The sequence below is a fragment of the Virgibacillus sp. NKC19-3 genome (genome assembly GCF_019837165.1).
GTDB classification, from domain to species: domain Bacteria; phylum Bacillota; class Bacilli; order Bacillales; family Amphibacillaceae; genus Virgibacillus_L; species Virgibacillus_L saliphilus.
The window spans coordinates 1370467-1396878 of sequence record NZ_JAGYHC010000001.1 but is presented as its reverse complement, the minus strand read 5'-3'; the positions used below and the strand labels follow the sequence as shown (position 1 = coordinate 1396878).

Annotated in this window: 21 protein-coding genes and 3 pseudogenes; 6 read left to right on the top strand and 18 right to left on the bottom strand. The window is 39.2% G+C overall.

Going from position 1 to position 26412, the window contains the following annotated elements; genetic code table 11:
- Positions 1 to 120 precede the first annotated feature (120 nt).
- The 3 genes and pseudogenes from KFZ56_RS06925 to KFZ56_RS06915 form a co-directional block, all read right to left on the bottom strand.
- Positions 121 to 1131, bottom strand: coding sequence for an aliphatic sulfonate ABC transporter substrate-binding protein (locus tag KFZ56_RS06925; RefSeq protein ID WP_222641122.1), 1011 nt, complete (start codon positions 1129 to 1131; stop codon positions 121 to 123).
- Between the two features lie 262 nt (positions 1132 to 1393).
- Positions 1394 to 2145: pseudogene (locus tag KFZ56_RS06920) on the bottom strand (ABC transporter permease).
- On the bottom strand, positions 2078 to 2920 hold the full coding sequence (locus tag KFZ56_RS06915) for an ABC transporter ATP-binding protein (protein WP_222641120.1): 843 nt from the start codon (positions 2918 to 2920) through the stop codon (positions 2078 to 2080). Before KFZ56_RS06915 ends, KFZ56_RS06920 begins: the two are co-directional and overlap by 68 nt.
- Before the next feature lie 897 nt (positions 2921 to 3817).
- On the opposite strand from KFZ56_RS06915, the gene KFZ56_RS06910 reads away from it, so the two are divergent.
- Positions 3818 to 8974, top strand: coding sequence for a 5'-nucleotidase C-terminal domain-containing protein (locus tag KFZ56_RS06910; protein ID WP_222641119.1), 5157 nt, complete (start codon positions 3818 to 3820; stop codon positions 8972 to 8974).
- Positions 8975 to 9193: 219 nt separating this feature from the next.
- Here KFZ56_RS06910 and KFZ56_RS06905 read toward each other — a convergent pair whose 3' ends face one another.
- A complete protein-coding gene (locus KFZ56_RS06905) occupies positions 9194 to 9403 on the bottom strand; it encodes a hypothetical protein (protein ID WP_222641118.1) in 210 nt (69 codons plus the stop codon).
- 307 nt (positions 9404 to 9710) lie between these two features.
- Between KFZ56_RS06905 and KFZ56_RS06900 the strand changes: the two genes are divergently transcribed.
- From KFZ56_RS06900 to KFZ56_RS06890, 3 genes are all read left to right on the top strand, one after another.
- Positions 9711 to 10562: a C40 family peptidase gene (locus tag KFZ56_RS06900; RefSeq protein ID WP_222641116.1), complete on the top strand. Its 852-nt coding sequence runs from the start codon at positions 9711 to 9713 to the stop codon at positions 10560 to 10562.
- 189 nt (positions 10563 to 10751) lie between these two features.
- Positions 10752 to 11294 carry a beta-class carbonic anhydrase gene (locus KFZ56_RS06895; RefSeq protein ID WP_222643920.1) on the top strand — a complete coding sequence of 181 codons (543 nt, stop codon included), beginning with the start codon at positions 10752 to 10754 and terminating at the stop codon, positions 11292 to 11294.
- 63 nt (positions 11295 to 11357) lie between these two features.
- Entirely contained in the window at positions 11358 to 12110 is a 753-nt protein-coding gene (locus KFZ56_RS06890) for an SDR family NAD(P)-dependent oxidoreductase (RefSeq protein ID WP_222641115.1), read from the top strand.
- A gap of 54 nt (positions 12111 to 12164) precedes the next feature.
- Here the strand turns inward: KFZ56_RS06890 and KFZ56_RS06885 are convergent, their stop codons facing one another.
- From KFZ56_RS06885 to KFZ56_RS06830, 12 genes and pseudogenes are all read right to left on the bottom strand, one after another.
- Positions 12165 to 13094 (bottom strand): MBL fold metallo-hydrolase, encoded by a 930-nt coding sequence (locus KFZ56_RS06885; protein ID WP_222641113.1) that lies wholly within the window; start codon positions 13092 to 13094, stop codon positions 12165 to 12167.
- Positions 13095 to 13288: 194 nt separating this feature from the next.
- Positions 13289 to 14727 (bottom strand): annotated as a pseudogene (locus KFZ56_RS06880) (MDR family MFS transporter).
- A 326-nt stretch (positions 14728 to 15053) separates the two neighbouring features.
- Positions 15054 to 15476: a FosM family fosfomycin resistance protein gene (gene fosM, locus KFZ56_RS06875; protein ID WP_222641112.1), complete on the bottom strand. Its 423-nt coding sequence runs from the start codon at positions 15474 to 15476 to the stop codon at positions 15054 to 15056.
- A 2-nt stretch (positions 15477 to 15478) separates the two neighbouring features.
- Positions 15479 to 15997: a GNAT family N-acetyltransferase gene (locus KFZ56_RS06870; protein ID WP_222641111.1), complete on the bottom strand. Its 519-nt coding sequence runs from the start codon at positions 15995 to 15997 to the stop codon at positions 15479 to 15481.
- Positions 15998 to 16148: 151 nt separating this feature from the next.
- Entirely contained in the window at positions 16149 to 16415 is a 267-nt protein-coding gene (locus tag KFZ56_RS06865; protein WP_309228344.1) for a phosphotransferase, read from the bottom strand.
- A gap of 180 nt (positions 16416 to 16595) precedes the next feature.
- Complete coding sequence (locus KFZ56_RS06860) at positions 16596 to 17105, bottom strand: GNAT family N-acetyltransferase (RefSeq protein ID WP_309228263.1); 510 nt, start codon at positions 17103 to 17105, stop codon at positions 16596 to 16598.
- Positions 17106 to 17397: 292 nt separating this feature from the next.
- Positions 17398 to 17892 (bottom strand): PTS sugar transporter subunit IIA, encoded by a 495-nt coding sequence (locus KFZ56_RS06855; protein ID WP_222641109.1) that lies wholly within the window; start codon positions 17890 to 17892, stop codon positions 17398 to 17400.
- A gap of 265 nt (positions 17893 to 18157) precedes the next feature.
- Positions 18158 to 19009 (bottom strand): PRD domain-containing protein, encoded by an 852-nt coding sequence (locus KFZ56_RS06850; RefSeq protein WP_222641108.1) that lies wholly within the window; start codon positions 19007 to 19009, stop codon positions 18158 to 18160.
- A gap of 46 nt (positions 19010 to 19055) precedes the next feature.
- Positions 19056 to 19963 (bottom strand): annotated as a pseudogene (gene murQ, locus KFZ56_RS06845) (N-acetylmuramic acid 6-phosphate etherase).
- Between the two features lie 101 nt (positions 19964 to 20064).
- Positions 20065 to 21441, bottom strand: a complete 1377-nt coding sequence (locus KFZ56_RS06840) for a PTS transporter subunit EIIC (RefSeq protein WP_222641107.1) — start codon at positions 21439 to 21441, stop codon at positions 20065 to 20067.
- A gap of 723 nt (positions 21442 to 22164) precedes the next feature.
- The gene (locus tag KFZ56_RS06835) at positions 22165 to 22341 is read right to left on the bottom strand and encodes a hypothetical protein (protein WP_222641105.1); all 177 of its coding nucleotides are present in this window, start codon (positions 22339 to 22341) and stop codon (positions 22165 to 22167) included.
- A gap of 58 nt (positions 22342 to 22399) precedes the next feature.
- Positions 22400 to 22882 carry a GNAT family N-acetyltransferase gene (locus KFZ56_RS06830; protein WP_222641104.1) on the bottom strand — a complete coding sequence of 161 codons (483 nt, stop codon included), beginning with the start codon at positions 22880 to 22882 and terminating at the stop codon, positions 22400 to 22402.
- Between the two features lie 159 nt (positions 22883 to 23041).
- Between KFZ56_RS06830 and KFZ56_RS06825 the strand changes: the two genes are divergently transcribed.
- Both KFZ56_RS06825 and KFZ56_RS06820 read left to right on the top strand, forming a co-directional pair.
- Positions 23042 to 23293 carry an AbrB/MazE/SpoVT family DNA-binding domain-containing protein gene (locus tag KFZ56_RS06825; protein WP_222641103.1) on the top strand — a complete coding sequence of 84 codons (252 nt, stop codon included), beginning with the start codon at positions 23042 to 23044 and terminating at the stop codon, positions 23291 to 23293.
- A complete protein-coding gene (locus KFZ56_RS06820; protein WP_222641102.1) occupies positions 23294 to 23686 on the top strand; it encodes a type II toxin-antitoxin system death-on-curing family toxin in 393 nt (130 codons plus the stop codon).
- An 81-nt stretch (positions 23687 to 23767) separates the two neighbouring features.
- Here KFZ56_RS06820 and KFZ56_RS06815 read toward each other — a convergent pair whose 3' ends face one another.
- Together KFZ56_RS06815 and KFZ56_RS06810 are read right to left on the bottom strand one after the other, a co-directional pair.
- Positions 23768 to 25543, bottom strand: a complete 1776-nt coding sequence (locus tag KFZ56_RS06815; RefSeq protein WP_222641101.1) for a putative ABC transporter permease subunit — start codon at positions 25541 to 25543, stop codon at positions 23768 to 23770.
- Positions 25540 to 26331, bottom strand: coding sequence for an ABC transporter ATP-binding protein (locus tag KFZ56_RS06810; RefSeq protein WP_222641100.1), 792 nt, complete (start codon positions 26329 to 26331; stop codon positions 25540 to 25542). The genes KFZ56_RS06815 and KFZ56_RS06810 overlap by 4 nt, the downstream gene beginning before the upstream one ends.
- Positions 26332 to 26412: the final 81 nt, after the last annotated feature.

Here is a 26412-nt window from a genome sequence, read left to right as displayed (position 1 = left end):
AAAATAAGAAAAAGCACCCCATATGAAATGTAGGATGCTACAATGTCTTTTATCTAGTTTGTTATGAGACATTAAACCAATAAAACTTCTTCCAGAACGAATCCTCATTATAGTCGAAACTTATTCACTGACATGCATTTCCTCTAAAATAGATAAGTCTACCAGTCCATCAATATCATTACTCGGAATATATTCAGCCGCTTCACTAATATCCGCCATTTCTTGAATAACTTTCTCGTTGACATTTGTTGTAACTTCCAGTCTGTTAAAAGCAGCTTCTAATTCATCCTTATTAACCTCTTGCCCCGTCAAATCCTTTAAATGTTGTACGACCATATCCTGACTTTCTTCTGGATTATCTATGACAAATTGAACAGCCTTTTCATGAGCTGTTAAATAAGATTCCGCGAGATCTTCGTCATTTGAAAATGCCTCCGTAGCTGCGACAACGGTATTGGTGGAATCTTTTCCCCAGGCGAAAGATTCCCAATCAAGTAATAGCTCCCCATTTACCTGTGTTTCTAATACGTAACCCCAGGGTTCTTGGGTTGCAGCAGCATCAACAGAATTTTGTGCAAATAAGGTCGTTGTATCTGCTGGATCAGCGGCGTATAATTCGACTGTCCCACCATTTGACTCAGGTTCTAAATTAACTTCCTGTAATGCTTTTCGCAACATAACGTCTTGCGTACTACCAATGACAGGGATCGCGACACTTTTACCATCCAAATCAGCTAAATCATCAATACCACTCTCCTCACTAACTGCGAGTACTGCACCGCCGTTTACGGCACCAGAGAGGATGTGATAGTGCGGATCTTTCACATAAAAGTTAAGTAATGGGCCAGGTCCCACTGTGCCTACATCGATATCGTTCGTTGCCATTGCTTCCATAAATAGTCCGCCGTTCGTAACAATTTGCGTCTGATAATCGACATCCTCACCAAAAGCTTCATCAAAATAACCGTTTTCTAAAGCAACCATTGTAGCAATATGCGTCAGGTTAGGAAAGTATCCAATGGTAATCTGTTTCTTACCATCTCTTTCTTCTATTTCTTCACTTTGTGAACAAGCAGCAAGCAAACCGATAACCATAAAAATAATGGCTAGAAGGATCGAATAACGTTTCATTTTTTCTCTCCCATCTTTTCTTATTCGTCAAGATTATAGAAATGATCGGACTTAGGCTAGAAGACTCCCACTTCAATTTAGTCCATTTTCAAATTTTAAGATGGAGTAACTCAAAGCTACATGAAACATACGTCTGCGATAACTAGGCACAGCGCTCACCAACTAGCAGATCTTTTGGTGATACGAGAATTAGCGCAGTCCCAGATAATTTTAGTGAGACGAATTTTAGCATAGTCCAAACTTCGGTATTCTTCTTATTTAATCAAGCTAACCCCCATTTTCTTTGCACACGCCGTTCCAGTTTTAAGAAAACCACATTATCCATCATAGTTCCGATAATAGCTATAATAATCATGACAGATATGACAAGGTCCATTTGTCCGAGAGATCGGCCCGTTTCCAACAGGTCGCCGAGCCCCCTCCTGCTCCGAGTAATTCTCCCGCCATTAAGGCGCGCCAGGAAAATGCCCAGGCAATGCGTAAACCGGAAATGATCTGTGGAATGGATGCGGGTATAATTACCGTTCGCAAAAAATGTAAGCCCTTGGAACCAAATGTTTTGGCTACACGTTGATAAAGGGGTGGTACATTTTTAAAGCCACTAACTGCATTGACCGTCATCGTCCAAGTTGCACCAATGGTGACAATGAATAGAATCGCAAAATTATTGAGCCCGAACCAGATAATAGCAAGCGGAAACCAAACAATACTAGGAATCGACTGTAAAGCTGTAATAAGAAATCCAAGAGTATCTTCCACTATCTTATATCGCCAAATTAAATAACCAAATAAGAGCCCTAGCGATACTGCGATAGTAAAGCCAATAAGCAGCCTTCCTAAACTTTGCCCAATGGCGACAATGATTTGACCACTAACAATTCCGTTGAATAACGTTTCTATCACTTGGAAGAGACCAGGAAACATAAAAGCAGGTAAACCTAATAATCTAGATGTGACTTCCCATATCGTTGCTAGAATCGCGATGAAGATGATCCGTCTTAAAGCTGTAGTCATCTCCCATTTCCTCCTTTAGTACTTTTTCCATTTCTTCTTCTAATGTTGCTAATATTTGTTGTTCTAAATAAAGGGAGACACTATCAGGAGTGACACCGTCTTGCATCGTTCGTACTGTAAAAGTTGCCTTGATTTTGCCTGGGCGCGTTTCCAGAACGATTATTTTTTCTGATAAAAGAACAGCCTCTCGAATGTTATGCGTAACGAAAAGAATCGTTACTTCCGTTTTACGCCAAATATCAAGTAATTCTTTGTGTAGTACCATTCTTGTTTGTTCATCTAAGGCAGCAAATGGTTCATCCATTAATAAAATATCCGGTTCCATGACAAGCGCCCGAGCAATAGCAACACGCTGCTTCATCCCACCGGAAAGTTGGTGAGGGTAAGCATCAACGTAATTGCTTAAATGGACCATCTTCAGCATGGCTAATGCTTTTTCTTCGGCTTGTTTTTTTGGTATTTTTTTCAAACGTAAGCCATACGTGACATTGTCCAGAACGGAAGACCATGGGAAGAGTCCATCTTCCTGAAAAACAACAACACGATCTGGGCCTGGTTTAGTCAATTTTTGTCCAGAAACAGCGATTTGCCCTTCATCTATGTCTTCAAGCCCGGCAACTAAATATAGCAAGGTGGATTTTCCGCAACCAGATGGGCCGATTATAGATAAAAATTGCCCTTTTTCCACTTCTAAATTGATGTTTTCCAAAACTTTTAATTCGTTTTTATCTTTGTTTTGGAAACTCTTTTCCACTCCTTCGATTGTTAAATACAAGTTGATCCCTCTTTTCAAATTCGAGTCATATTATAATTATTATTTCCTGAACCATATATGCTTTTTCCGATCGATTTTGTATATTTTAAGCTAAGTATATTCTATGATTTTTATTTCTGTGCAGAACCATGCAGTTCGACTCTTCGGTTTAGGGTACAAAAATGCTTCACATTTGGGAATATAGACCTGTTCCATCTCATTTCATTTATTGTTCCTTCTTACTTCAAATAAACGTTTACAATCCTACGCTCCTTCGACAATTTTCCTTAATTCATGAAACTTTTATCCCATTTGGAGTCGAATTTAATAAAAAATTAGTGCTTTTGCATCTAGTAAATATACGTAACATTATTTACGTTAAAGTAAGTGGATTTATCATGATTTTATTGGAGGAGATAACAACTTATTTTATAGGAAAAGATAGTGATTTTTGGAGCAAATGTTAGCTGAAAAATGATAGATCGGTTTGATCAATAGAAGTAGAAGTTATTCCATTAATCTATTAACTTAACGATATGTTTACAATCCATTTATCATGTCTTAATATTTGTTCGTTATGGTAGATGTAGGAGGTGAGAAGTCAGAATATATCTGTAAAAGATCCATTCCCCGAATAGCTGAGGCTATAATAATGTCAACATCTTATGAAACTTATACATATGAAATGAAAGATACGAAAACTGCTCTGGGATTATGTCTATCATAGGAAAAAGGGGGTGGAACTTTTTGTCGCCACAACTTGCTATCCGTTTGAAGATGTCGGGTATGCCCTGGGTCGCTGTGTGAATATACTATTCGAAGAAAGATGAACATGATCACACCCTTATGCCCATCCGCAAAGTGTGAAATTGGATCTAGCATTCATAGATGAAAAGAATGAACAGGGAGGAATCGAGAATGCACTCACCCATTAGAAGAAAATATTATAGTATGATGATGATTTTGGTATTATTGATAAGTATATGGACGCCTGCAGCGGGGTCTGTGACCATACATGCTGCTGAAACGGACGATTCTATCACTGTCGAGGAAGCGTTGGAAATGGATAATGATGGCAGTGAACAGACAGTTGTGGCACATATCGTTGGCTATGTAAGTAGCTCCGGAAGTGTATCGGATAATGAATTTACAAATGATGATAATGTTGCACTTGCAGACGAAGCTGGCGAAACAGATCCAGATAATATGCTGTTTGTTCAGGTGAGTAGTGATTATCGGGCAGAATTCGGTTTGAATTCTAATCCCGATAATCTTGGTGAAGCGGTTATGGCCACTGGTGTTATGGAGGAATATTTCAATCACAATGGCCTTAAGGAACCGAGTGATATGGAACTTGCTTCTGAAGAACCGGATGAACCAGAATCGGATGAATCACTCGAATTACAGTCCATTATGGATGTAAGAGAGCAAGCCACCGGAGAAGCAAAGACAAAAGGGGTTGTCACGGCAAAGTTAAAAAATACCATTCAAATCCAGGATGAAACTGCAGCAATTGCCCTTCGACCGACAAGCCTTGATGTGCAAGTCGGCGATGAAATCACCGTGACTGGAAGTTTAAATGACTACCGTGGATTATTACAGTTGGATGACGTAACTGTTCATGAGACAACAGATACAAGCATTCCGGATCCGTTGAATCTCACTGGTAATGAGTTGGAAAACCATCAATCGGAATTGGCTGTCATTGATAATGTCACACTAACCGATGTCGAGCAAGGAGATGGTTGGGCGAATTATACAGCTGAAGATGAAGACGGGAATACATTTATAGTGCGTGATGAAACAGGAGAGCAAAGTTTGGAAACCGGTAACACTTATGATTCAATTACCGGAATGGTAATACAGTTTGACGCAGAACAACAGATTATTCCGCGCAACCAATCGGATATTGTCGGTGATGCATCTGCCATCCAGCAGCCTGTAGCCAGTCCTGAGTCGGGCTCTATTCCATCAAGTTCAGACGTTACACTGGAAACAGCGACTAGTGACGCAGATATCTATTACACAACAGACGGTAGTGACCCATCGGAACATGGTGAGATTTACAGAGAAGCAATAACAGTTGATGAGGACGTAACGATTAAAGCGGTAGCTGAAAAGGAAGGTTTACCATCAAGTAACATAGCGGAATTTAGTTATTCGGTCTATGATCCCAAAGAAGCTGTCATGATTCACGATATTCAGGGTGAAGTACACGAATCACCGATGAATGGCAACACAGTACAAAATGTTGAAGGAATTGTCACCTATAAATATGACATCAGAGGTTCACATTATTTTCATATGCAGACACCTGAAGCGGATTATGATGGAAATAGCAAAACATCTGAAGGTATCGTTGTCTACACAGGCAATACGGATAATGTCGATGTCGGTGATCTTGTTCATGTAACTGGAGAAGTCGATGAATATCATATTGACGGCTATGATGATAGGACTGAAACAGATTTATCCGTTACGCAGATTAATGCACGTGATGACCAGGACGGTATTGTTGAAGTGACAGAAAGCAATGTGGAACTCCCATCCCCTGTTCGCTTAACATCAAGTGATATTCCTGAAAATATCATTAGCGATGATGGCTTTGACAGTTTTGAACCAAGTAATGATGCAATTGATTATTGGGAAAGTATGGAAGGGATGCGTGTAGAAGTTGCACCATCACGGGCAGTAGCACCTCAAGAGCATGGCGATCTGGTTGTGGCAACAGAAGAATTCACACCGGAAAATACGACAACGAATGGCGGTGTTCGCTTAACGGAAGAAGGACCAAACGCGCAAACGATTCAATTTAAACTACATCCTAATGGTGAAGCGAGAGATTTTGCCGTCCAAACAGGTGACCAAATCACAGATCCTGTTGAAGGTGTCGTAAATTACGGGTTCGGAAACTACAAAGTCTACGCTGACTTGGAGGAAGTCGAATCTGCTTTTGAAGAAGGAGATACAGAGCAAGAACAAACGACGATCACGAAAGATAATGACAAACTAACGGTGGCAACTTACAACGTGGAAAACTTTTCAGCCAATGAAAGCGAAACTTCGCAACAAAAAGCGGAAAATATAGCCCGTGCTTTTGTAAGTGATATGGAAAATCCGGATATTGTGGGCATTGTTGAAGTGATGGATAATAATGGACAAGAACAAGGTCCTGATGATGCGGATGCCTCTGAAAGTTATAAAAGATTAATTGATGAAATCAGAAAACAAGGTGGCCCTAGTTACGATTATGCCAATATTGATCCCGAATACAATCAAGATGGCGGTGCGCCGAACGGCAATATTCGTGTTGGTTTTCTTTACAATCCAGATCGAGTATCACTGACAGACGGTGAACATGGAACAGCTACAGAAGCAACGGATTATGATGAAGGTAAATTGACATTGAATCCGGGGCGTGTAGCTCCAAATGAAGATGCATTTCAGAACACACGAAAGCCACTTGCAGCTCAGTTCGATTTTAATGGTGAGAGTATTGTTGTAGTAGCCAACCACCTTAATTCCAAAAACGGGGATGATGGCGCGTTTGGACAAAATCAGCCACCTGAGTTGAGCAGCGAACCGCAACGTCGTGAAATGGCAAACATCATTAATGAATTTGTTACTGATATCAAAACGGAGAATCCGGACGAAAATATTGTCGTCTTAGGGGATATGAATGATTTTGAATTTTCGGCGCCACTGGATATTCTTGAAGGGGATGAACTCACCAATGCAATGATGTCCGTTCCTGAAGAAGAACGCTACTCCTATCTTTTTCAGGGAAACTCCCAGGTGCTTGATCACGTTCTCGTGTCAGATCATCTAATAGATGCGACAGAGATTGATGTATTGCATGTCAATGCTGACTTCACGGATATGCATGGGCGTGCGAGCGATCATGACCCGATATTGACGCAAATTGATCTGGAAGCTGCTGAAGAAGATGAAGAAACGGAAGATAATTTTGAGCTGTCATTGATGCATATGAACGATACCCATGCACGTGTTGAGCCACTACCGAAAATGATGACAGCAATCAAAGAATTCAGAGAGAACAACCCGGATTCCTTACTTCTCCATGCCGGTGATGTTTTTTCCGGTACCTTGTATTTCAATGAATTCAGGGGACAAGCAGATTTAGAATTGCTGAACTTAATGGATATCGATGCGATGGTTTTCGGTAACCACGAATTTGATTTAGGTGATGAGGAAGATGGTCATGCGTCACTATCGGAGTTCGTTGGAAATGCCAACTTTCCGTTTTTAGGTACGAATATTGATTTTTCACAGGATCCTTTCATGAGTGGGCTTGAAACCAATCAATCCTTAGTTGATGATCCACAAGACGGTGAAATTCACGACAGTATTATCAAAGAAATTGATGGTGAACAGGTCGGGATTTTCGGTTTGGATACGGAGGATACAGCGAGTATTGCCAGTCCGGCTGAGGTTACGTTTGATGACTTCATTGAAACAGCCGAACAAGCGGTGCAGGATTTTGAAGATGAGGGAATTGATAAAATTATCGCTCTAACTCACCTTGGCTATGACAGTGCACCGGAAATAGGTAATGATTTACGCCTTGCTGAAGAGGTTGATGGGATTGATGTGATTGTAGGCGGTCACTCTCATTCTGTATTGGAAGAGCCTACACGTATCCCTGAAGTAGTGACAGAGGATGCGGACGGAGAGGATGCGGATCCAACTATTATTGTTCAGGCAGGAGAATACGCCGAATATCTCGGCACACTTGATGTGACGTTTGATGAGAATGGTGTAATCACCGCTTATGATGGTGAATTGCTCGAAGTGGATAGCTTTGAAGCAGATCCTGAAGCTACGGAGGCACTAAAACCGTATCAAGAACAAGTTAATAACGTCATGAATGAAGAAATCGGGGCAGTGGCTGAAAAAGATTTGACCAATCCACGTCAGGATGAACCTGGGGATGACAGTGTCAGAGCCAATGAAACAGAGCTTGGAAACCTAGTGACAGATGCTATGCTTGCCAAAACACAGGAAAAATTCCCTGATACAGTTATTGCTTTCCAAAATGGCGGCGGTATTCGTGCACCGATTGATGCAGGAGAAATTACGACGGGTGAAGTCATCAATGTTCTCCCTTTCAGTAATGATCCGGTCATCGCAACAGTCACCGGGCAAGAGATCAAAGATATTCTAGAGGAAAGTGTTCGTCAGGCTCCTGCTGAAAATGGTGGCTTCCTACACGTCTCTGGTATGAAGTTCTTTTATGATAGTGAAGCTCAACCAGGAGATCGCATCGTTCAGATGTATGTGGAGAATAACGGTGAATTGGAAGAAATACAGCTTGATGAGGAGTATTTAATTACGACGAACGAATTTACCGGACAAGGCGGTGATGGATTAGAAACGTTTGAAAACGTATATAATGATGGCCGAGTAAGAGATATCGGAGAAATTGACTGGGAGCAATTGAGGGATTACATGGTTGAAGAAGAACATCTGGATGGAGTCGTCGACCCTGAACGAGAAGAACGGATTGTTGATTTGCTGGGTGAAGAATTTACAGGATTGCCGGAAGATCCGGGTGACGGAAACGGCGATGCTGGAGATGATGATAATTCAGGTTCAAATGGGGATGGCACTAAACCCGGTGGAGATGATGACGGTTCAGGACCTGATGATGGTACTACACCTGGAGATAATGACTCCGGGCCAGGATCCGGTGGGGATGGCACTGTACCTGGAGGCGATGGAAACGGCACTACTCCTGGTGATGATGGCTTTGGGCCAGGTTCTGATGGGGACGGCACCGATCCTAGTGATGGTGGCTTTGGGCCAGGTTCTGATGGAGACGGCACCGATCCTAGTGATGATGGCTTTGGGCCAGGTTCTGATGGAGACGGCACCGATCCTAGTGATGATGGCTTTAGTCCAGGCTCTGGTGGGGATAGTACCGATCCTAGTGGTGATGGTGCATCCTTGCCTGATACAGCAACAAACATGTATACGTATCTGTTGATTGGTAGTATACTATTGCTAACAGGTAGTATGATACTTCTTTACAGACGGCGATATTCTAGTAAGTAGTAGATGTATATCATTCATCAGAAAATATGTAAGTTTATAGCTATAAACTAGAAACAGGCCCTTTTTACATGGGCCTGTTTCTAGTTTTGAGGCTTCGGCGTTCGATCGTTTTGCACCTTCGTAATACTCGGTGCAAAACGATTGAATAATTGGTGATGATGGATTGCTCCTATACTTCCTATCACAGCAGTTCCCCGATCAGCCAACACTCTTTTTTTACTAGTTATCCTCGGATTGCTGATTGTTCCTTTTAACTGCTTCTGCATCCGTATCGCTATAGATGCTCGTACCGTGCCCTCCTGTTGTTTTAGCAATAAATTCCTTTGCTTCATTATATGACAATCCAGAACGCCGACTTTGTTCTTTAATTGCCTCAATATCCGTTCCAGCAACCGTGTATTTGTCATTGATTTGATTATTTTCCTTCATGTAAAAAAACCTTCCTTCTTGTTTTCTGTTATTATGTTGCGCAAAAGAATTTTTTTCATGAATGGGAATTTGCTTTTACAAAAAATACCTTATTATTAACAGTTATCAAGTTCGACTATTTCTAACTGTGAAGTATTATTGTGAACGCTCCCTATTAAAAATTAAAATATATCGACAAATAGCAATATCATATTTTGTCACATTTTGTAATGATTTGTTACTTATTTGTAACCTTCCTATAATCTAACAACCTATTTTATTTGTTACAATAGAAAAAGTAAATAAACATCTAATAGGAGGATACATAATGGTAAAGAGTAATCACTCTGTAAGAAAGTATATTGTTTCGACAGCTTTAGTAACTTCTCTTGTTTTTACACCAATTCTTTCAGGAAGTGTTTTTGCGTACGGCGGTCCGGATGAAGAAACAAGTCAAAATAATGCACCCGTAAATGAACAAGTAGATAATCAGGAAACTACCGAAGTTAGCATTGGTTTAGTTTCTACGGGAGATCGTGGAGAATCTGTTAGTGAAGTGCAATCAACGTTAAATGACAAGGGCTATAATCTAAATGAGGATGGGATTTTTGGTCCAAACACAGACGGAGCAGTAAAAGATTTCCAGGAAGATAGAGGACTTTTAGTTGATGGAATAGTAGGATCAGAGACTTCAGAGGCATTGTCATTAAATAATACTTCAACCAATGATAGTTTAACAATCGAAGAAGTATCTAACGAAGAGGAAGTAAATGTATCTCCACAGGGGGATTTCGACGATTCCGAATCTGATTATTCCGGTTCTGATGTTGTTTCAATTGCACAAGACTTAGTTGGCAGCCCCTACTCATTCGGAGGAACAACTCCTGCAGGATTTGATAGCAGCGGCTTTATCAATTATGCATTTGGACAAGCAGGCATAGATTTAGATAGAACGCATGCGGCTATGTGGGCAAATAATGGTACACACGTGGATAATCCAAGTGTTGGCGATGTTGTATTTTTTGCCGATACGTATCAAGGTGGCGTCTCTCATAGCGGGATCTATATTGGTAACAACGAAATGATCCATGCTGGTACTGAAAGTACTGGTGTTGAAGTAACAACCATGAGCTATGATTACTGGCAAGACCGTTACATTGGAGCAAAATCTTTTGACTAAATAAACATCTATAGAAGGAACGGCTTTAAAGCTGTTCCTTCTATTTTTTATATTGACTAATTCATCCGTTGCTCCAACAAAACTATCCTTTCATCACAGTCATCTGACTACCGAAAATAGTTAAAAACTGTTATAGTTTTTATGAATGAAATAATCTAAAAGGAGCTGAACTAGGTGCACGTAGAAGAAATGCTGGAATACAATAAAAAATTTGTCGCTGGAGAAAACTACAAGCCCTATGAGACAGATACGTATCCAAATAAGCGAATGGTTGTATTTACCTGTATGGATTCACGTTTAGTTGAATTATTACCAAAAGCTTTAAATATCCAAAATGGGGATGTGAAGATGGTTAAAAATGCGGGTGCAATCATCCGGAATCCATTTGATAGTATTATGAAAAGTATTCTTGTTGCTATCTTTACCTTAAAAGCAGAGGAAGTCCTCGTCATCGGACATCATCATTGCGGCATGTCACATGTTGATACAGATGCGTTAACAAAAGGGATGACTGAACGCGGAATTACAGAAGAAACCATTCATACACTCACGCATAGCGGGATCCATTTGCATGAGGAATTTCGTGGGTTTGATTCTGTCGAAGATTCTGTCATGCAAAGTGTTTCAATCATTCGTAATCACCCACTATTACCAGAAGAAATTAACGTACACGGATTTGTTATTGATCCGGAAACAGGAAAAGTCGATGTAGTTACGAAAAACGAAGCATGATTGTAGCAATAAAAATAGTGTAAGTGTAAGCTTAATCACAACTACTACAAGGAGGCGTTTTCGATGAGTCGCTTAGAGAATAAGGTTGCCATTATTACTGGTGCTGGTAGCGGAATGGGACGAGAGGAAGCAATTCTTTTCGCAAAAGAAGGAGCAAAGGTGGTTGCAACAGATATTAATGAAAATACCATTAATACAGTTGTTGATGAAATCAAGTCCAATGGTGGAGAGGCAATCGCTATCAAACACAATGTTGCTTCCAAAGACGAATGGAAAAATGTTTATAAGCAAACCATAGACACCTTTAAAAAGCTGGACATATTGATAAACAATGCAGGCATCACGCAACCAATGTCTATGGATGATTTAACAGAAGAACAGTGGGATAACATAATGGACATAAATCTAAAAGGCACTTTTTTAGGAATCCAATTGGCATTACCACATTTTCGGGACAACGCGGGTGGATCCGTTGTCAATATTTCTTCCATAGCCGGATTGACAGGCAGTTCCGGCGCTGGTGCATACACAGCATCCAAAGGCGGCATTCGCATGTTTACAAAATCCCTTGCAGCAGATTATGGAAAAGAAAATATCCGGGTAAATACGGTTCACCCTGGATATATTGTTACACCAATGAGCAAAGACTATATGGAAAGCAATGAATACAAAGGCTGGTTCTTATCCCAAACACCTCTAAATAAATTAGGGCAACCGGAAGAAGTTGCGGAGGCAGTTTTATTCTTAGCTTCAGATGCCGCCTCTCACATTACCGGTGTTGATTTACCAGTAGATGGTGGAGTAACAGCTATTTAAAAAATCTACCACCAGTGAAAAATTCCAATCCCCTTTCACTGGTGGCCATTTCGTTCAATTTGCTCGAAACATCACGACACCTTCTGCTTCTTCCCGACTTATTTTCCCTACGGATTCCAAATAAAGCAATCTTGTTATAGTCGCCATCAGTTGGCTCACATATAACGCACTTTCCGAATTTCCATATATTTCCTCGCACACCTGATGAGCTGTTTTACGTTCGTTTTTTGCATACTCCAAGACCTGCTTAAGTCGAGCATCATGTCTACTCCTTGTTTCAGCAACACGCTTGTCTAAATCATCAATCGAGTCACCATGACCCGGCAATGCGATATCTGTTGGATATTTCATCATCAGATCCAAGGAATGATAGTAATCGGAAATCGGATTGGCCTCCTCCCCTGTCCATAAGCCAATAACTGGAGAAATCTTCTTTAATAGATGGTCACCTATAATCATCACTTTATTCGAGTGGTTATAAAAGCAAAAGTGATCCGGCGCATGCCCTGGCGTCCATATCACTTCATATAAATCGTCTCCCAATTGGATTTTCTGATCGTTTTCAAAAAATCCATCCGGCTCAAAATGATAAATAAACGCATCATCCTTGTTATTTGCAGGAAGCTCATATCCCCCATGCTTCATCACCAAGCTTTTTATCTTACTCCGGACATTGAATTCTCTGTTCTTCTGCATTTCTTTGTAGCCAAGGTTTGATGTATACACAGGTACCCCAACGTTTTCCTGAAACCACTTGGCTAAACCAATATGATCCTGATGGGTATGTGTTAATACTACCTTTTCCACTTTGATTCCAGCATCCAACACGCGTCTCCACAATGCAAATGCCTCTTTGGAATAGATACCTGTGTCGATCACTGTATAACCTTGTTTTCCTTTTATAAAATAACAGTTCACTTCCTGCATACCGGAAGCGAAATGAATAGTTAGTTTATAAATGTTGTCTCTCATTTTTTCTAACACAAAACGTTCCCCTTTTTAAACATATCGCTATGTTATATTTTACCGTTCACTGTTTGAAATGCAAGAGGGATTACTTGAGAGATGCAGAGCATGAGAGCGAAAAGTACTTTTCTGTTCACGAAGGAAAACCGAACAAGTTCCCACATTTGTCGAATAATAGTAAAAAACGGTCACATTGTTGGTGACGTTTTTTACTACTTGCTCCAACTTGATTTGATTTGGGTGGAGTCTGCCCCTGGTCGAGTGTTTTTAATAAACAAAGATAATACAAGACCGATGATAGCGGTAATACCTGCAACAATAAAGGAAACATTTACGCCATGTATCATCCCGCTGACACCCTCATCAGGTAACGCACTTGTTGTCATAACCGTTACAAGTAAAGCTGTTCCAACGGCACCTGCAACCTGGCGCATCGTATTATTCATCGCTGTACCATGTGGTATTAAGTCTTCCGGTAGTTGATTTAACCCTGCGGTAGTTACCGGCATCATAACCATGGCCACCCCAAGCATCCTTATCGCATTCATTATCGCAATATAAATAAATGTAGTCTCCTCTGATAAATTGGTAAACATGAATGTTGTAATTGTTAAAATCGATAGACCAATAATGGACAACCATTTGGCACCAAATTTATCGAATAATTTTCCGGTAACAGGGTTCATAAGTCCTGTTAGAATCGCTCCCGGCATCAGTGCCATCCCTGACTGCATTGCTGTAAATCCGAGCATGTTTTGCATAAATAACGGTAGAACAACCGCTGCCCCAATCATCGCCATAAACACAATCATACCGAGCGCTGTTGTTAAGGTAAATACTTTATATTTAAATATCCTAAATTCAAGTATTGGCTGTTTCAGGTTTAACTGCCTAAATATAAACCAAGTAAGTGCAATTGCTCCAACTATCATGGAGATAACAACTTGCCAGCTGGCCCATCCACTATTTCCAGCGGTGCTGAATCCGTATAAAATACCGCCAAACCCAAAACTGGAAAGGATAATCGATAAGACATCAACCCTTGGGAATGTCCGTTTCGTAACATTTTTGAGAATGAAATATGCAACAATGATGTCAATGATAACAATTGGTAAAATCACATAAAATAAGCTTCTCCATGGAAATTGCTCTACAAGCCATCCGGAAAGAGTCGGACCTATAGCTGGGGCAAATGCAATAACCAAGCCAAACAATCCCATCGCTGTTCCTCGCTTATGAACAGGGAAAACGAGAAACATGATCGTCTGCATTAGTGGCATAATAATTCCCGCCCCAGAAGCCTGAAAAATTCTTCCTGCCATTAATACAGAAAAACTGGGGGCAATCGCACAAACGAACGTACCGACACCAAAGAGCCCCATCGCTGTCAGAAAAAGCCCTCTTGTTGTAAAACGTTCAATCAAAAAGGCAGTGACGGGGATCATAATTCCGTTAACCAGCATAAAAACAGATTGAAGCCATTGCGCTGTGTTTGCATTCAAATTCAAATCATCCATAATATGGGGCAGCGCCGTACCTAAAAGTGTCTGATTTAAAATAGCAACAAAGCACCTGAAATTAACACAAGCATGAGTGGTACTTTATTGATAGTAGAAGAGCCCGCTGATTGTGAGGTTTCGTTTGTTCCCATTTTTATTCTTCCTTCTTTCTTTATGGTCAATGCCTGTATTGCTGACACTATTATCAGCATTCTCTATTGGGAAAAAAACATTCGTAATCATAGTATAAACATAATCGTAATTTTTAATTGCATTGGACACAATGCACAACAGAATATAATACCAAACGAATGTAAACGTGAAAGAAAGATGTTTGAAAGTAGGAACGAGGAGTTATAAGTAACAAATTAATGCGATACACATGACAAGGAATTTCACATATTCCTGTTTCCTTGAGAATTCGAATCAAATCCTCCCGAAGCCGCCCAATTGCACTACGCTTTTATATCTCTATACGTCAATCATAAAATTCCATATATGGCTTTTCGGCCTTATAATAGGCAATTCGATCTTGCAGCGTTCCTGTATGGAATTCAAACTTATGACCGTCCGGATCGGTAAAATAAATCGATTTCTTATCACGCCTATCTCTTGGCCTACCTGATAAAATGGTCACATTACATCGCCTAAGTCTCTCATATATTGCATCAAAATCATTTTCTTCAATGGTAAATGCTATATGTGTATAAGATTGATCTATTTCCTCGCGTGGAATATTCTTTTCCTCATTCAAAGCGAGCCACATGCCATTCATATCAAAATAGGCAGTGGTCTTCCCTTTTACTAAGAGCTTTGCTTCAAACACATCTTTATAAAAATTAATCGCCTGTTCCAAATCAGAAACTGAGAACAGCAAATGATTGATGCCCTGTATTTTCACTACTATTCCCCCCTCATAAGAAATCGATGATACCTCAACGCCTTAAAATTTTCACCTTCAACAACCCCATATTCATCCTGCTCATGGATAAAGTGAAATCCCTTTGCTTCATAAAAAGGAATCCCTTTATCATTTCCTTTTGTTACACTAACCCACTGCTCTTTGGCACCGTATTTCATTAATTCCTTAGTAATAGCATCAAGAAGCATGGACCCTATCCCTTCTTTTCTACGCTGTGGATCCAAATACAATACAAACAGTTCCCCATGATTTTCGCTGATCATACCTCCCGCACCTGCTCCTACAACATTCCCGTCATCAACAGCAACGATCCATCCATTCCATTGGCTGCTCGTTGTGGTAACTTCGCTGATTATTCTTTCAGGAGTATAAAATTCGTTTATCATCCTATTGATGTATGTACTTGGAACGAGTTCAGCGTAAGTTGCCCAGTAACTATCTATACAGACTTTTGCAATTCCTTCCACATGTTCCAATGTAGCCTTCTGAATGGTTATCACGGCGCCACTCCTTTTCATCATTAACAAATCTGTGCTTAAAACAGCGCTTTATATATTCGATGAGTTTCTATGATTTATTTAGTCTAACGTTCCCTTCCATCTATGAATGAACTCCAATTTAACTGTTCTCCCGGGTCTAGTTCCCGATTTTTTATTCCAGCATATAATCATATGCCTCCAATTGACATACATTTTCTTTAGGTGAAAGGCTGTGAATTCTCCCGAGAAACTCGCCAGCCGCATAAATCTCGCTATTTTTCCCTGTATATGTGGTTCCCTCAATATAAGGATAAACAACGTAAGTTTCGTCATCTATCGTTTGCGGATTTTGCTTATGCAAATGTACAGGTGTAACCACGTTAACTCCATTATCACTTAAAAATGCTGTATATTCCATCAAACGATGCGCGCGCTCTATTGGGTGTTGTGTCTGCTTAACAATGACACATCATCTTGTTCAAGGGGAACATGGTATACAGGGGAAAAGGATAAAAACTAGTTGGCTCCGTTTCCGTATGAAAACCGAATTTCTGCAATATCGTTGTTCCTTTCATTCTTATCAGCCTTTCTGTCATTGTGTTTTTCTCTTTTCCATACATCATAAGGAAACGGAATAAACAACAATATCCTTTCCCCATTTATGAATATGTTTCTCTCGTTTCATACCAATCCGTTCTGCCACTTTAATCGATGGCGCATTTTCTGGATCGATTAATGAAATGATTCTCTTCAATCCTAATTCTTCCAATCCATACTTTTTACAAGCTTGGGCTGCCTCAGTCGCATATCCTTTTCCCCACGCACGTCTGGCAAATAAATAGCCAATCTCCATTTCGACAGTGCCATCAACTTTTTGCAAAACAATCCCACACTGTCCAAGAAACTCCCCTGTTTCTTTTTCCTCAACGATCCAGAGACCAGAGCCATAACTCACATAATTTTGCAACGTCCAGTCAATCCATTTAATGGTTTCACTTTCATCTTTGGTGGAAGGATAATATGTCATCGCCTCTGGATCCGAGAAAATTTCCATTAAATGGTGCACATCATTTTTATTCATTTTTCTTAAGGTTAATCTTTCTGTACGTAAAATAAATGTGTTATCCACTGTTATATACTCTCCTTCATTATTAATACTGAAAACCACGATTGTCTACGTATTGGTATTACAAAGTATTGTAAATGACTACAATTCAGGCACCTTTTCCCCCTTTAAAAGTAAAAGTTTTGAAAATGTTTGAAGCTAAATCCGAACATCAAAATTCCAATTGCTTATTCCACAATAGAGGCCAAATATTGAACACATTGTTTGTTAACCAGTCGATATACCCATGTTTTTGATGCTCTCTTCCCCGCACTGCTTTATTATTCCTAGATCATCCTAGATAACTCCATTTCTATTATTTTACTTCAGTTTTCAAAATAGCATTCTGACCAGCGCGAACTTCCTTCCCATTTACTGAATCGATACTTTTCATGTCATTCGTATTCGTAATAATGACGAGAATAATATCACTTGCTGCTTTTTCTTTCACCAATTCCATATCAAAACTAATTAATCTATCTCCCGGTTCCACTGTATCTTCTGCGTCCACAAAGCTTTGGAATCCTTCCCCATTCATTCCAACAGTTTCCAGTCCAATATGAATTAATGTTTCAACTCCATTAGACGATTGGATCCCCACCGCGTGTTTCGTTTCAAAAACTTGAATTATTTTTCCTTCAATCGGAGCTACAACTGTTTTATTTATTGGTTTAATAGCAACCCCATCTCCCATCATCTTTTCGGAGAATACAGGATCCTGAACTTCTGATAACGGAATAATCTCCCCATCAACTGGCGCGTAGATTGTAGTTTCCGAATTATTTTTCTTTCCGAATAATTTATTGAACATTCCATTTACCACCTTGTTATAATAAAATAATTAATTCTTAACAAAATACAGAGAATATAGAAAAATGGTGAACTAAAATGATTGAACTTGTAACACCCAAAACGTAGTCCCCCATTTTTTATATTTTTTAAGCAGACTAGCACGACAATAACAAAAGCTCTTGGATCAATTAAGATTCATATCATTCCTTATTGGTTGGTTGAACGACTTCAGCTCAAATCAAGCTCCAATGGTGATAATAACCGTTGTAATTGATGCTTTGCTTCTAATTAACATACGTTTGTTCCTGGGACACGTTTTTTAATCTTTCTAGGTGAATGGCTACATACCCCAATTCATGTTCCGGCAAGTTAATCCCGTGCAAGTTATTAATTTTTTTGGCAGATTTTGATGCAATACGAAAAGAGTGCTTGAATTTACGCTTAACCATTTGCAGCATTTCGTCATCCATCGCATACGACTCATGTTGATTGCTTGTTCTTGTCAAAGCAAAGTGAAGATGTACAACAAGTCGTTCGTATGCAAGTTCTTCCTCCCTTATTTTGATTTTCAAATGGGATTTGATCGAATCAATCATATCTTTAACAATCGTTGTTTGTTTCACGGCTTCTTGAAAAAAGTTACCTTTTTCGATGTTCATCGTGTGAATGTACAACGCGATAAATGCCGCCTCATCGATGGACAGATCTTCTTTTGTTTTTTCCTTAATATATTGAACCGCCCAAATCCCAATTTTAAATTCCCTTTTATATAATGCCTTAATTTCACTTGTTAGTTTGTTTCTGAGGTGAATCCCTTTCTTTTTCCGTTCGATTGCAAAAGAAATATGATCAGTTAATGCAATAAGCACATGTTCGTTTAATTTAGTATCTAACTGTTGTTCCGCATAAGAAATGATATCGTTGGAAAGCTCAAAATGTTGCTCCGGAATGCGTAAGATTAATTGTTGTAATTGTTCATTCTCCTTAAGGACAAACAGCTTTTCTATTGCATAATTAGGAATAATATGGTTTTTCTTTTTCCCAAATCCGATCCCCCGACCAATAGCAATTTGTTCGTTTTGTAACTCATCCGTCGCAATAACAGCATTGTTGCTTAGTACTTTTTTTAACTTCACCTACATTCACATCCTACTGATCAAATTTTCTTACTTGTTAGTCTACCTATTCCTTATGTTTATCTAGATTAGGCAAGGCCCCGCTAACAAACCCATGGGATCGCTCGAGCATGTCTTCCGCTTTGTCTTTTGAACAATTTAATATCAGCATAACGATCGCTTTCTTTACTTGACAATCAGATAATTCGTAGTGCTCACTAGCCTTTTCATATCCGACTCCTGTCGCATCCATAATAATTCGTTTTGATCGTTCTTCTAATTTATAATTATTTGGCTTCAGGTCAACCATTAAATTTTGGTACACTTTTCCGACACCAATCATTGCAGTTGTCGATATCATATTCAGTACCATTTTTTGGGCGGTTCCTGCTTTTAACCTTGTTGAACCTGTCAGAACTTCCGGTCCTGTCTCCATTTCAATTGAAACATCAGCATAGGCGCTGATTTCAGCCCCTTTATTACAAACGATACTCACAATATGAGCCGACATTGTCTGAGCATGCTCTAACGCTCCTATCACATAAGGGGTTCTCCCACTCGCTGATACCCCACAATCGTATCATTTTCCGTAATATTTAGCTCCTGTAAATCTTCCTTCCCATTTTCAGCACTATCTTCATTCCCCTCGAGTGCCTTCACAAATGCATTCAATCCTCCAGCCACAACGCCTTGCACCATTCCATCTGGGACGCTAAAGGTAGGCACACTTTCTACTGCATCTGAAACGGCCAACCTTCCACTATTGCCTGCTCCAATATATATAAGCCGCCCGCCTTTTTTAAACGAATTTATAACGAGTTTTGTAGCACGCTCTATCGCCTCCAATTCGCTTCTAACAGCTTTCAAGGCGTTTTCATCTTCATGATTCATTTTCTTTAATACATCTAATACGGATAACTGATCCAAATTCATTGTTTCTTGATTGCGCATTTCAGTCGTAAGTTTCTCTAGCATATCATCATCTCCATTGATTTATTTCTACTGCTTGAATCGTTCTTTTCACTTCATTATATAGTGCTGAACGGATAACCAAGCCATTGACCTTCATTTCATTTTTAACTGTACCTTCTAGCCTTTCCGGCAAGATAGGTTATGATAAACGCCGCAACACAAGCGATCGCATAACAGAACAGGTATGGTAGATAATCGCCATTCGCAATGAGGGGTATAGATGACATCCCGGCAGCACCTATTGCAGAAGTTTCTATTCCAAAAAAACTGATCATCATACCACCAATACCTGCCCCTAGTGCCCCTGTAATAAAACCAAACCCAGAAGGAAGCAGCACACCATACATTGTCGGCTCACCAACTGCTAAAAATGTCGTCGGAATAGCAGCCTTAGCGACATCTTTCACTTGCTTACTCTTAGAAAGCAGATAAATTGCAATAGCAGCACCAACCATACCTGGATTACTCATAAGCCCTATCGCAAATATCGGCGTTGTCCCCGTCGCATTAATCAGCTCCATATGGATAGGAATTAGTCCATGGTGTAATCCTGTTACAATTAAAAATGGGAAGCTCGCCGCTAAAACAAAGCCACCTAACAAACCACTATAATCTAAAAGCCATAAAATACCATTAACTAACCAATCAGATAAAAACCCTGCCAATGGCATTATGGTGGCCATAAATATAGCAGCTGTAATTAATAACGTTAGCGTCGGCGTTAGCACAACATCTAAAATATTCGGAACAAATTTCTTTACGATTTTATTAACCTTTGACAAGAGGTAAACGCCTAATATAACGCCTAGCAAACCACCTTGATCAGTGGATAATCCCAAAATATCCAATTGCGGTGCCAGTGTAATCGCACCTAATGCACCACCAAGAATCGTATCCACGTTAAAGACGCGAGCGGATGTTATCCCAACAAAGATTGCTAAAAATGGAAACGTCGCATCACTTAAAATATCAAAAAAAGTACTTAGTCCTAATAAATTCCATGAATCCAACACGACTTGTTGAGCAGATAATGAATCCGTACCACTGATTCCAGAACTGTTCACTGTTTGTTCAGCCATATTCGTAATAATACTGTTTACACCCATTATTAAACCCGAAGCAATAATGGCCGGTATGATGGGAACAAAAATACTTGCAAACGTTTTTAACAACCCATTCTTTTTTTTGCTATCTTCATCTCCATCATTGAAAGATGAATTTGAATCCACTGATGATGAACCCATAATTTCTTCAATTTCTTCTCTCACTTTGGTACTTTTGCCCGGCCCCACAATGATTTGCATCGTTTCAGCTTTATTCGTCCCCAGAACACCCTCGAGTTTTTCAATTTCCTCAATTTGTACGATGGAATCGTCTTTTAAATTAATTCGAACGCGCGTCATACAATTGGTAACACTATTGAGATTTCCAACTCCACCTGTTAGTTCAACGATTTTTTTCGCTAATTTCCTGTCTTTCACTATTTATTCCTTCTTTCTATGTTAGAATCACAAGCCTACTACGTATTGCTTTTGTTATAACTAGCCTTTCCTCCTTTTCCTTCCTATCTATTCGCGCGCGATTGATTATTCTAAAAATATAAAAAGGCATGACGATAGAAATGGAAATCACTTCTATCATCATGCCTTATCGAATAAGTCACACGTGAATACGTTTTTTTAAATTGTATTTGTAGTATAACACTAGGTTATCTAGAAAACAACTATAAAATTTATAACCTCCTTTGCACTTTTACATTTCCTATTAATTCTAACAATACGTAAGTTAAAAAAATGTAAACATAAATTTGTAATTATACATAAATGTATAACATGAAAATATTAATGAAATCAAAATCATGGGGTAATAAGTATGAATTATTTAATAGATTAAAAGGGAGCAATCCAATTAAGTATTGTGTTTTCATGGAAATCACTTAAAATAGGTTATATAAGGTGGTTAGGCGATACAGGAGGAAATCAGATCAAGAAGCTAATTATAACGTTTAGGATGGTCTCGGATGAACAAAAAATGCAGTTAGTGAAGGAACTGCACTACCAGATTTTAAAAATCACAGGCAAGTAATGTCGAGTTCGTGCTGATGATCTATTCGAATCAAATTCGGTAATTCTCTTTCCTGCCTCTTTCTTGAAATGATATACTTGCACGCTCATGAATCAACCTTTCGCTAAATATAAAACTCCCTAACTCAACCCAAAATAAATCAACCCTGAAACAACTATAAACCCTGACAAAAATAAAACCTTATTCAACTTAGACCAATTTTTCATCCACCCCCATCTTTTTCTATCAACATCAAACCAACAAACATCAAGAATAACGGCAAGAACAATAATCAAAATCACTGCAAATGATGCCATATTTTTAATCCCCCATCAACACTTAGTTATCTAAAAATTCCCGATATAAGTCACGCCTCTATACTTTCAATACCATGTTTACTGTTTGCAACATATGCCCATCAAAATCATCATCAAATTCAGAGACAACTTCGAATCCTTTTGCTTTATAAAATGTAGTACCGATTACATTATTTTTTTCAACGCTTACATGAACTTCGCTTGAATTCAATCGCTCCATACTTTCTTGTAACAGAGTGGTACCTATCCCATTCCCCTGGTATGCAGGAAGTAAATAAAGCGCAGCAAGTTCAACTTTTCCCTCTTTGGAACTAGAAGTAAAATTGGCAAAGCCCACTACTTTCCCATCCACTTCTGCAACATACATCACGCTATTTTTTAAACGCCTTTTCATCATCGTCTCACTGTAAGCAGTCTTTAAGAAATTTTGCTGAATACAGGCAGGAATAATGCCTTCATACGTCGCATTCCAACTCGTTTTTGCAACATCCTGTACTTCTGGTATATCTTTCTTTTTCATTTTACGAATGACAACATTCATTTCCATCATCCTTGTTAATTTATTGTTTAATTGCAATATTTTATAATAGTATACCATTTATTAGGTCTACTGTGACGTGTATTTTTCTAAAAATTATTGCCTTATTTTCTAAATATGTTATAATCGTTATAACTGTTATAATATATTGAGGTGTATAAAATGAGTGAACATGAAAGAAAAGTAACAAAAATAGGCAACAGTTATGGGATTACCTTTCCGAAAGAACTATTAAAAGAAGCAGGAATTTCTTATGGAGACAACGTACAATTGGAAGTGAAGGAGGGGGACATTGTATTAAAAAAAGGTAAACAGGTGGAGCTTCCTGAAGGTATAAGTGAAGATTTCTTTGATGTATTGGAACGTAATACGGGTAAACACAAAGAAACAATAAACGAATTGGTAGACAGATAAATGCGGTACTTAACATATAAAGAAGTCGCTGCTATTAACCAATATGTTATTGAAAGATTTAGTCCGGGTGAACAAATTGGGATAAAATCACCTGAATTGTTGGATTCTGCTGTGCATCGGCCCAGTCAATCCGCTTTTGGTACTGATGCTTGCCATTCAGTGTTTGAAAAAGCAGGAGCGCTCTTTGAATCTATTGCTCAAAACCATGCTTTTCATAATGCTAATAAACGTACCGCTTTCCTGTCATTAACACAGTTTTTGTATTATAACGGATATGATTTTGCAATGAACAGTCAAACAGAGCAAGCAGATTTTACAGTCAATGTGGTTAATAAAAAGTACAGCTTTGATGAAATGGTAGAGATAATTAAAACATATAGTTTCCCTTTTTGATAAACAAAATGGAAATAGAAAAAGCATTGCGTTTGTCCAATGCTTTCTCATCCTTAAAAATTCCTCTTAACCCCTCTCCCGTTAATACAAACTTCCACCAGATTTTTTATTCTTAAACAATGCCTTCGCACTCTTTTCATTTACTACATCAATTTCAATTCCCTTATCTATCCGACGTCCACTGATGTGCGCAAACAGGGCAGCAACTCCCAACGAAACAATAGACATAACAACAATGCCAAGAATGATCATGAGTACCGGAGAACTCGCCTTCCAGGACAGAAGTGCTGCGAACAATCCAATGAATGTAGAAAAAATTCCAGAAGCATCTTGACTCATCTCAGAAAGAAATGACGAAGCGTCACCCGGAATAAGCATAAGCACATAAGGGACTAAAGCAACAAACAGATAAACATAAGACACCACCATCAAGAGAATAGAAGTCCCAAATTTCAATCGTTGTTGCGGGTTTGCCGGGTTATATTTCGACCCAGTTGTACCAAGCCATAAACCGATCGCACTAATTCCTACCGTAATAGCACCCTTTACTACAAATCCGATTACCAATTGCGTGATTGTCCAACCAAGCAAAATGCCGATAACGACTTCTAATACGGTTAGCATAATGAATGGCAGAATCCAACTAATCCATAATTTCCCCAGTGCTATGTCACGGCCAGCAAGTGGAAGGGTTCGTAATATCCAAACGGATGCGCCTTCGCGCCCAATGGAAAATGCAGCCAGCTGTCCATTAAAAAGCGTGTATATGAAAAGAAAAACAAGTTGTGCGATCGGCCATGATATGTCGTTAAATCCCCGCATGTCACTAAACGCAATTCCACTACTAAAAAAACCAATCAATGGGAAAATAATAATGAAGAAGATAGGCATAAACACAAGCCACTCTCGCATATCACGCTTAATCGCAAACCATTCTTTTTTCCCAACCGCAATCACCGGGTGACGAGGAGTATGCTGTCTCCTATTCGCTTTCGTGTTCTTTTGTTTCTTTTTCTTCTTTCCGCCACCTTCGCTTAAACGTATCCAGCCGGTACGAAACCCTTTTTCCACTAGATTTGATGTTACAACCATCATGAGGATTGCAAGAATGAGTAATAATGCTAAAGGAAGCCAAAAGTCCGCCTCTCCATTTATGGCATATATGATCGCTTCACTAGCCCATGTAACAGGAACCCAGTCAGGAAATAACGGAAGTCCGGCTAAAAGTACATCTACTATTGAACCCTCATTTGCCATATTCGGAATCATCACTGCTAAATAACCAAACAGTCCGGAAACAACACTTATGATTGGCATTAGTAACTCATTAACCTTACTGGCTGGGATAATTTGTATCAGTACAAGGTTTATTAAATAAGCTAACGAAAGACCAATGACCATTATTGCTACTAAAACAAGCAAGGAAATGGGGTAAAAGATCCAATGTGCATGCACTAATCCTCCATAAATACTTAATGGAACAGCGAGAAATACGAAAATCAGCAATGGAATCCCAATAAAGCTTTGGATATATTTTACCCAGAAAATGTACCGTGTCGGAATAGGCAATGTAAAAAGTAAACCTAAATCTGTTGCGGAATATAAATGTTTGAATACTTGCGGCACTCCCATTAGAACAATGAAAACAATACTAACTAAAAAACCATAACCCAAAATACCTAAAAGTACGGCTTCCGTGACAGACTCACCTACAGCAATAACACCCTTGCATAGGAAAAACAGAAGAATACCAAGTACAAGAAAGGAAATCACGTAGCTAATGAAATTGGTTTTACTTTGGGACTTTATCGAATTAATGATAAGTTTACGTTGATTATTTAGAAGAACCTTCATCATTTGTAGTCACCTTGACCCTCTTTCGATATCTCGCTAATGATCTCCTGCTGATCCTCCCCACCGGTTAACTCCAGAAAAATATCCTCCAGGCTTTGTTCCCCTTTGTCCTCATGCGTTTTCAATTCGTCCATGGTCCCCAAAGCAATAATACGTCCATCCGATATAATGCCAACACGATCACACATCTGTTCTGCAATTTCGAGGATATGTGTGGAGACAAAAGCAGTCATCCCGTTATCACATAACTGTCTAAGCAAGCTTTTCAAACTTCTTGCGCTTTTCGGGTCAAGCCCGACGGTGGGTTCATCCAAAAATAACACATCAGGCTCATGAACCAGTGCACCACATATGGCAATTTTTTGCTTCATACCATGAGAGTAACCTTCAATTAATTCATTTGCTCGGTCTGTTAGGCTAAATACATGTAGTAATTCTTCTGCTTTTGCTTGAAACTTAGTTTGTGGGATCCGAAAAACGGATGCGATAAATTCAAGATAATCCCAACCTGTTAATTTTTGGTATAAATTGGGTTGGTCAGGAACATAAGCGATTTGTTTCTTGGCCTTCATCGGTTCCTTCCATATGTTGACTCCCCCTATTTCCACGGACCCGGTCGAAGGTTCCAGTAAACCAGTCATCATTTTTATTGTCGTTGTTTTTCCCGCTCCATTAGGCCCCAAAAAGCCAAATAACTCTCCCTTTGGAACTTCCAGACTCAGGTTATGTACTGCTTCTTGCTTTCCATAGGCTTTTGTTATATCTGTTAGTTTGATAGATTTTACAGTCATGAATTATTCCCCCTAGAGATGAATAAGGTGCCTGGCACGCCCCAAATATTGTCGAAAAATAAAAGTAATGATATGCAAAAT

Excerpts from the sequence above, each read along its gene's own strand:
- KFZ56_RS06925 (WP_222641122.1), bottom strand. The coding sequence starts at position 1,131 with ATGAAACGTTATTCGATCCTTCTAGCCATTATTTTTATGGTTATCGGT.
- KFZ56_RS06910 (WP_222641119.1), top strand. The coding sequence starts at position 3,818 with ATGCACTCACCCATTAGAAGAAAATATTATAGTATGATGATGATTTTG.
- KFZ56_RS06905 (WP_222641118.1), bottom strand. The coding sequence starts at position 9,403 with ATGAAGGAAAATAATCAAATCAATGACAAATACACGGTTGCTGGAACG.
- KFZ56_RS06900 (WP_222641116.1), top strand. The coding sequence starts at position 9,711 with ATGGTAAAGAGTAATCACTCTGTAAGAAAGTATATTGTTTCGACAGCT.
- KFZ56_RS06895 (WP_222643920.1), top strand. The coding sequence starts at position 10,752 with ATGCTGGAATACAATAAAAAATTTGTCGCTGGAGAAAACTACAAGCCC.
- KFZ56_RS06890 (WP_222641115.1), top strand. The coding sequence starts at position 11,358 with ATGAGTCGCTTAGAGAATAAGGTTGCCATTATTACTGGTGCTGGTAGC.
- KFZ56_RS06855 (WP_222641109.1), bottom strand. The coding sequence starts at position 17,892 with ATGTTCAATAAATTATTCGGAAAGAAAAATAATTCGGAAACTACAATC.
- KFZ56_RS06835 (WP_222641105.1), bottom strand. The coding sequence starts at position 22,341 with ATGGCATCATTTGCAGTGATTTTGATTATTGTTCTTGCCGTTATTCTT.
- KFZ56_RS06830 (WP_222641104.1), bottom strand. The coding sequence starts at position 22,882 with ATGAATGTTGTCATTCGTAAAATGAAAAAGAAAGATATACCAGAAGTA.
- KFZ56_RS06825 (WP_222641103.1), top strand. The coding sequence starts at position 23,042 with ATGAGTGAACATGAAAGAAAAGTAACAAAAATAGGCAACAGTTATGGG.
- KFZ56_RS06820 (WP_222641102.1), top strand. The coding sequence starts at position 23,294 with ATGCGGTACTTAACATATAAAGAAGTCGCTGCTATTAACCAATATGTT.
- KFZ56_RS06815 (WP_222641101.1), bottom strand. The coding sequence starts at position 25,543 with ATGATGAAGGTTCTTCTAAATAATCAACGTAAACTTATCATTAATTCG.
- KFZ56_RS06810 (WP_222641100.1), bottom strand. The coding sequence starts at position 26,331 with ATGACTGTAAAATCTATCAAACTAACAGATATAACAAAAGCCTATGGA.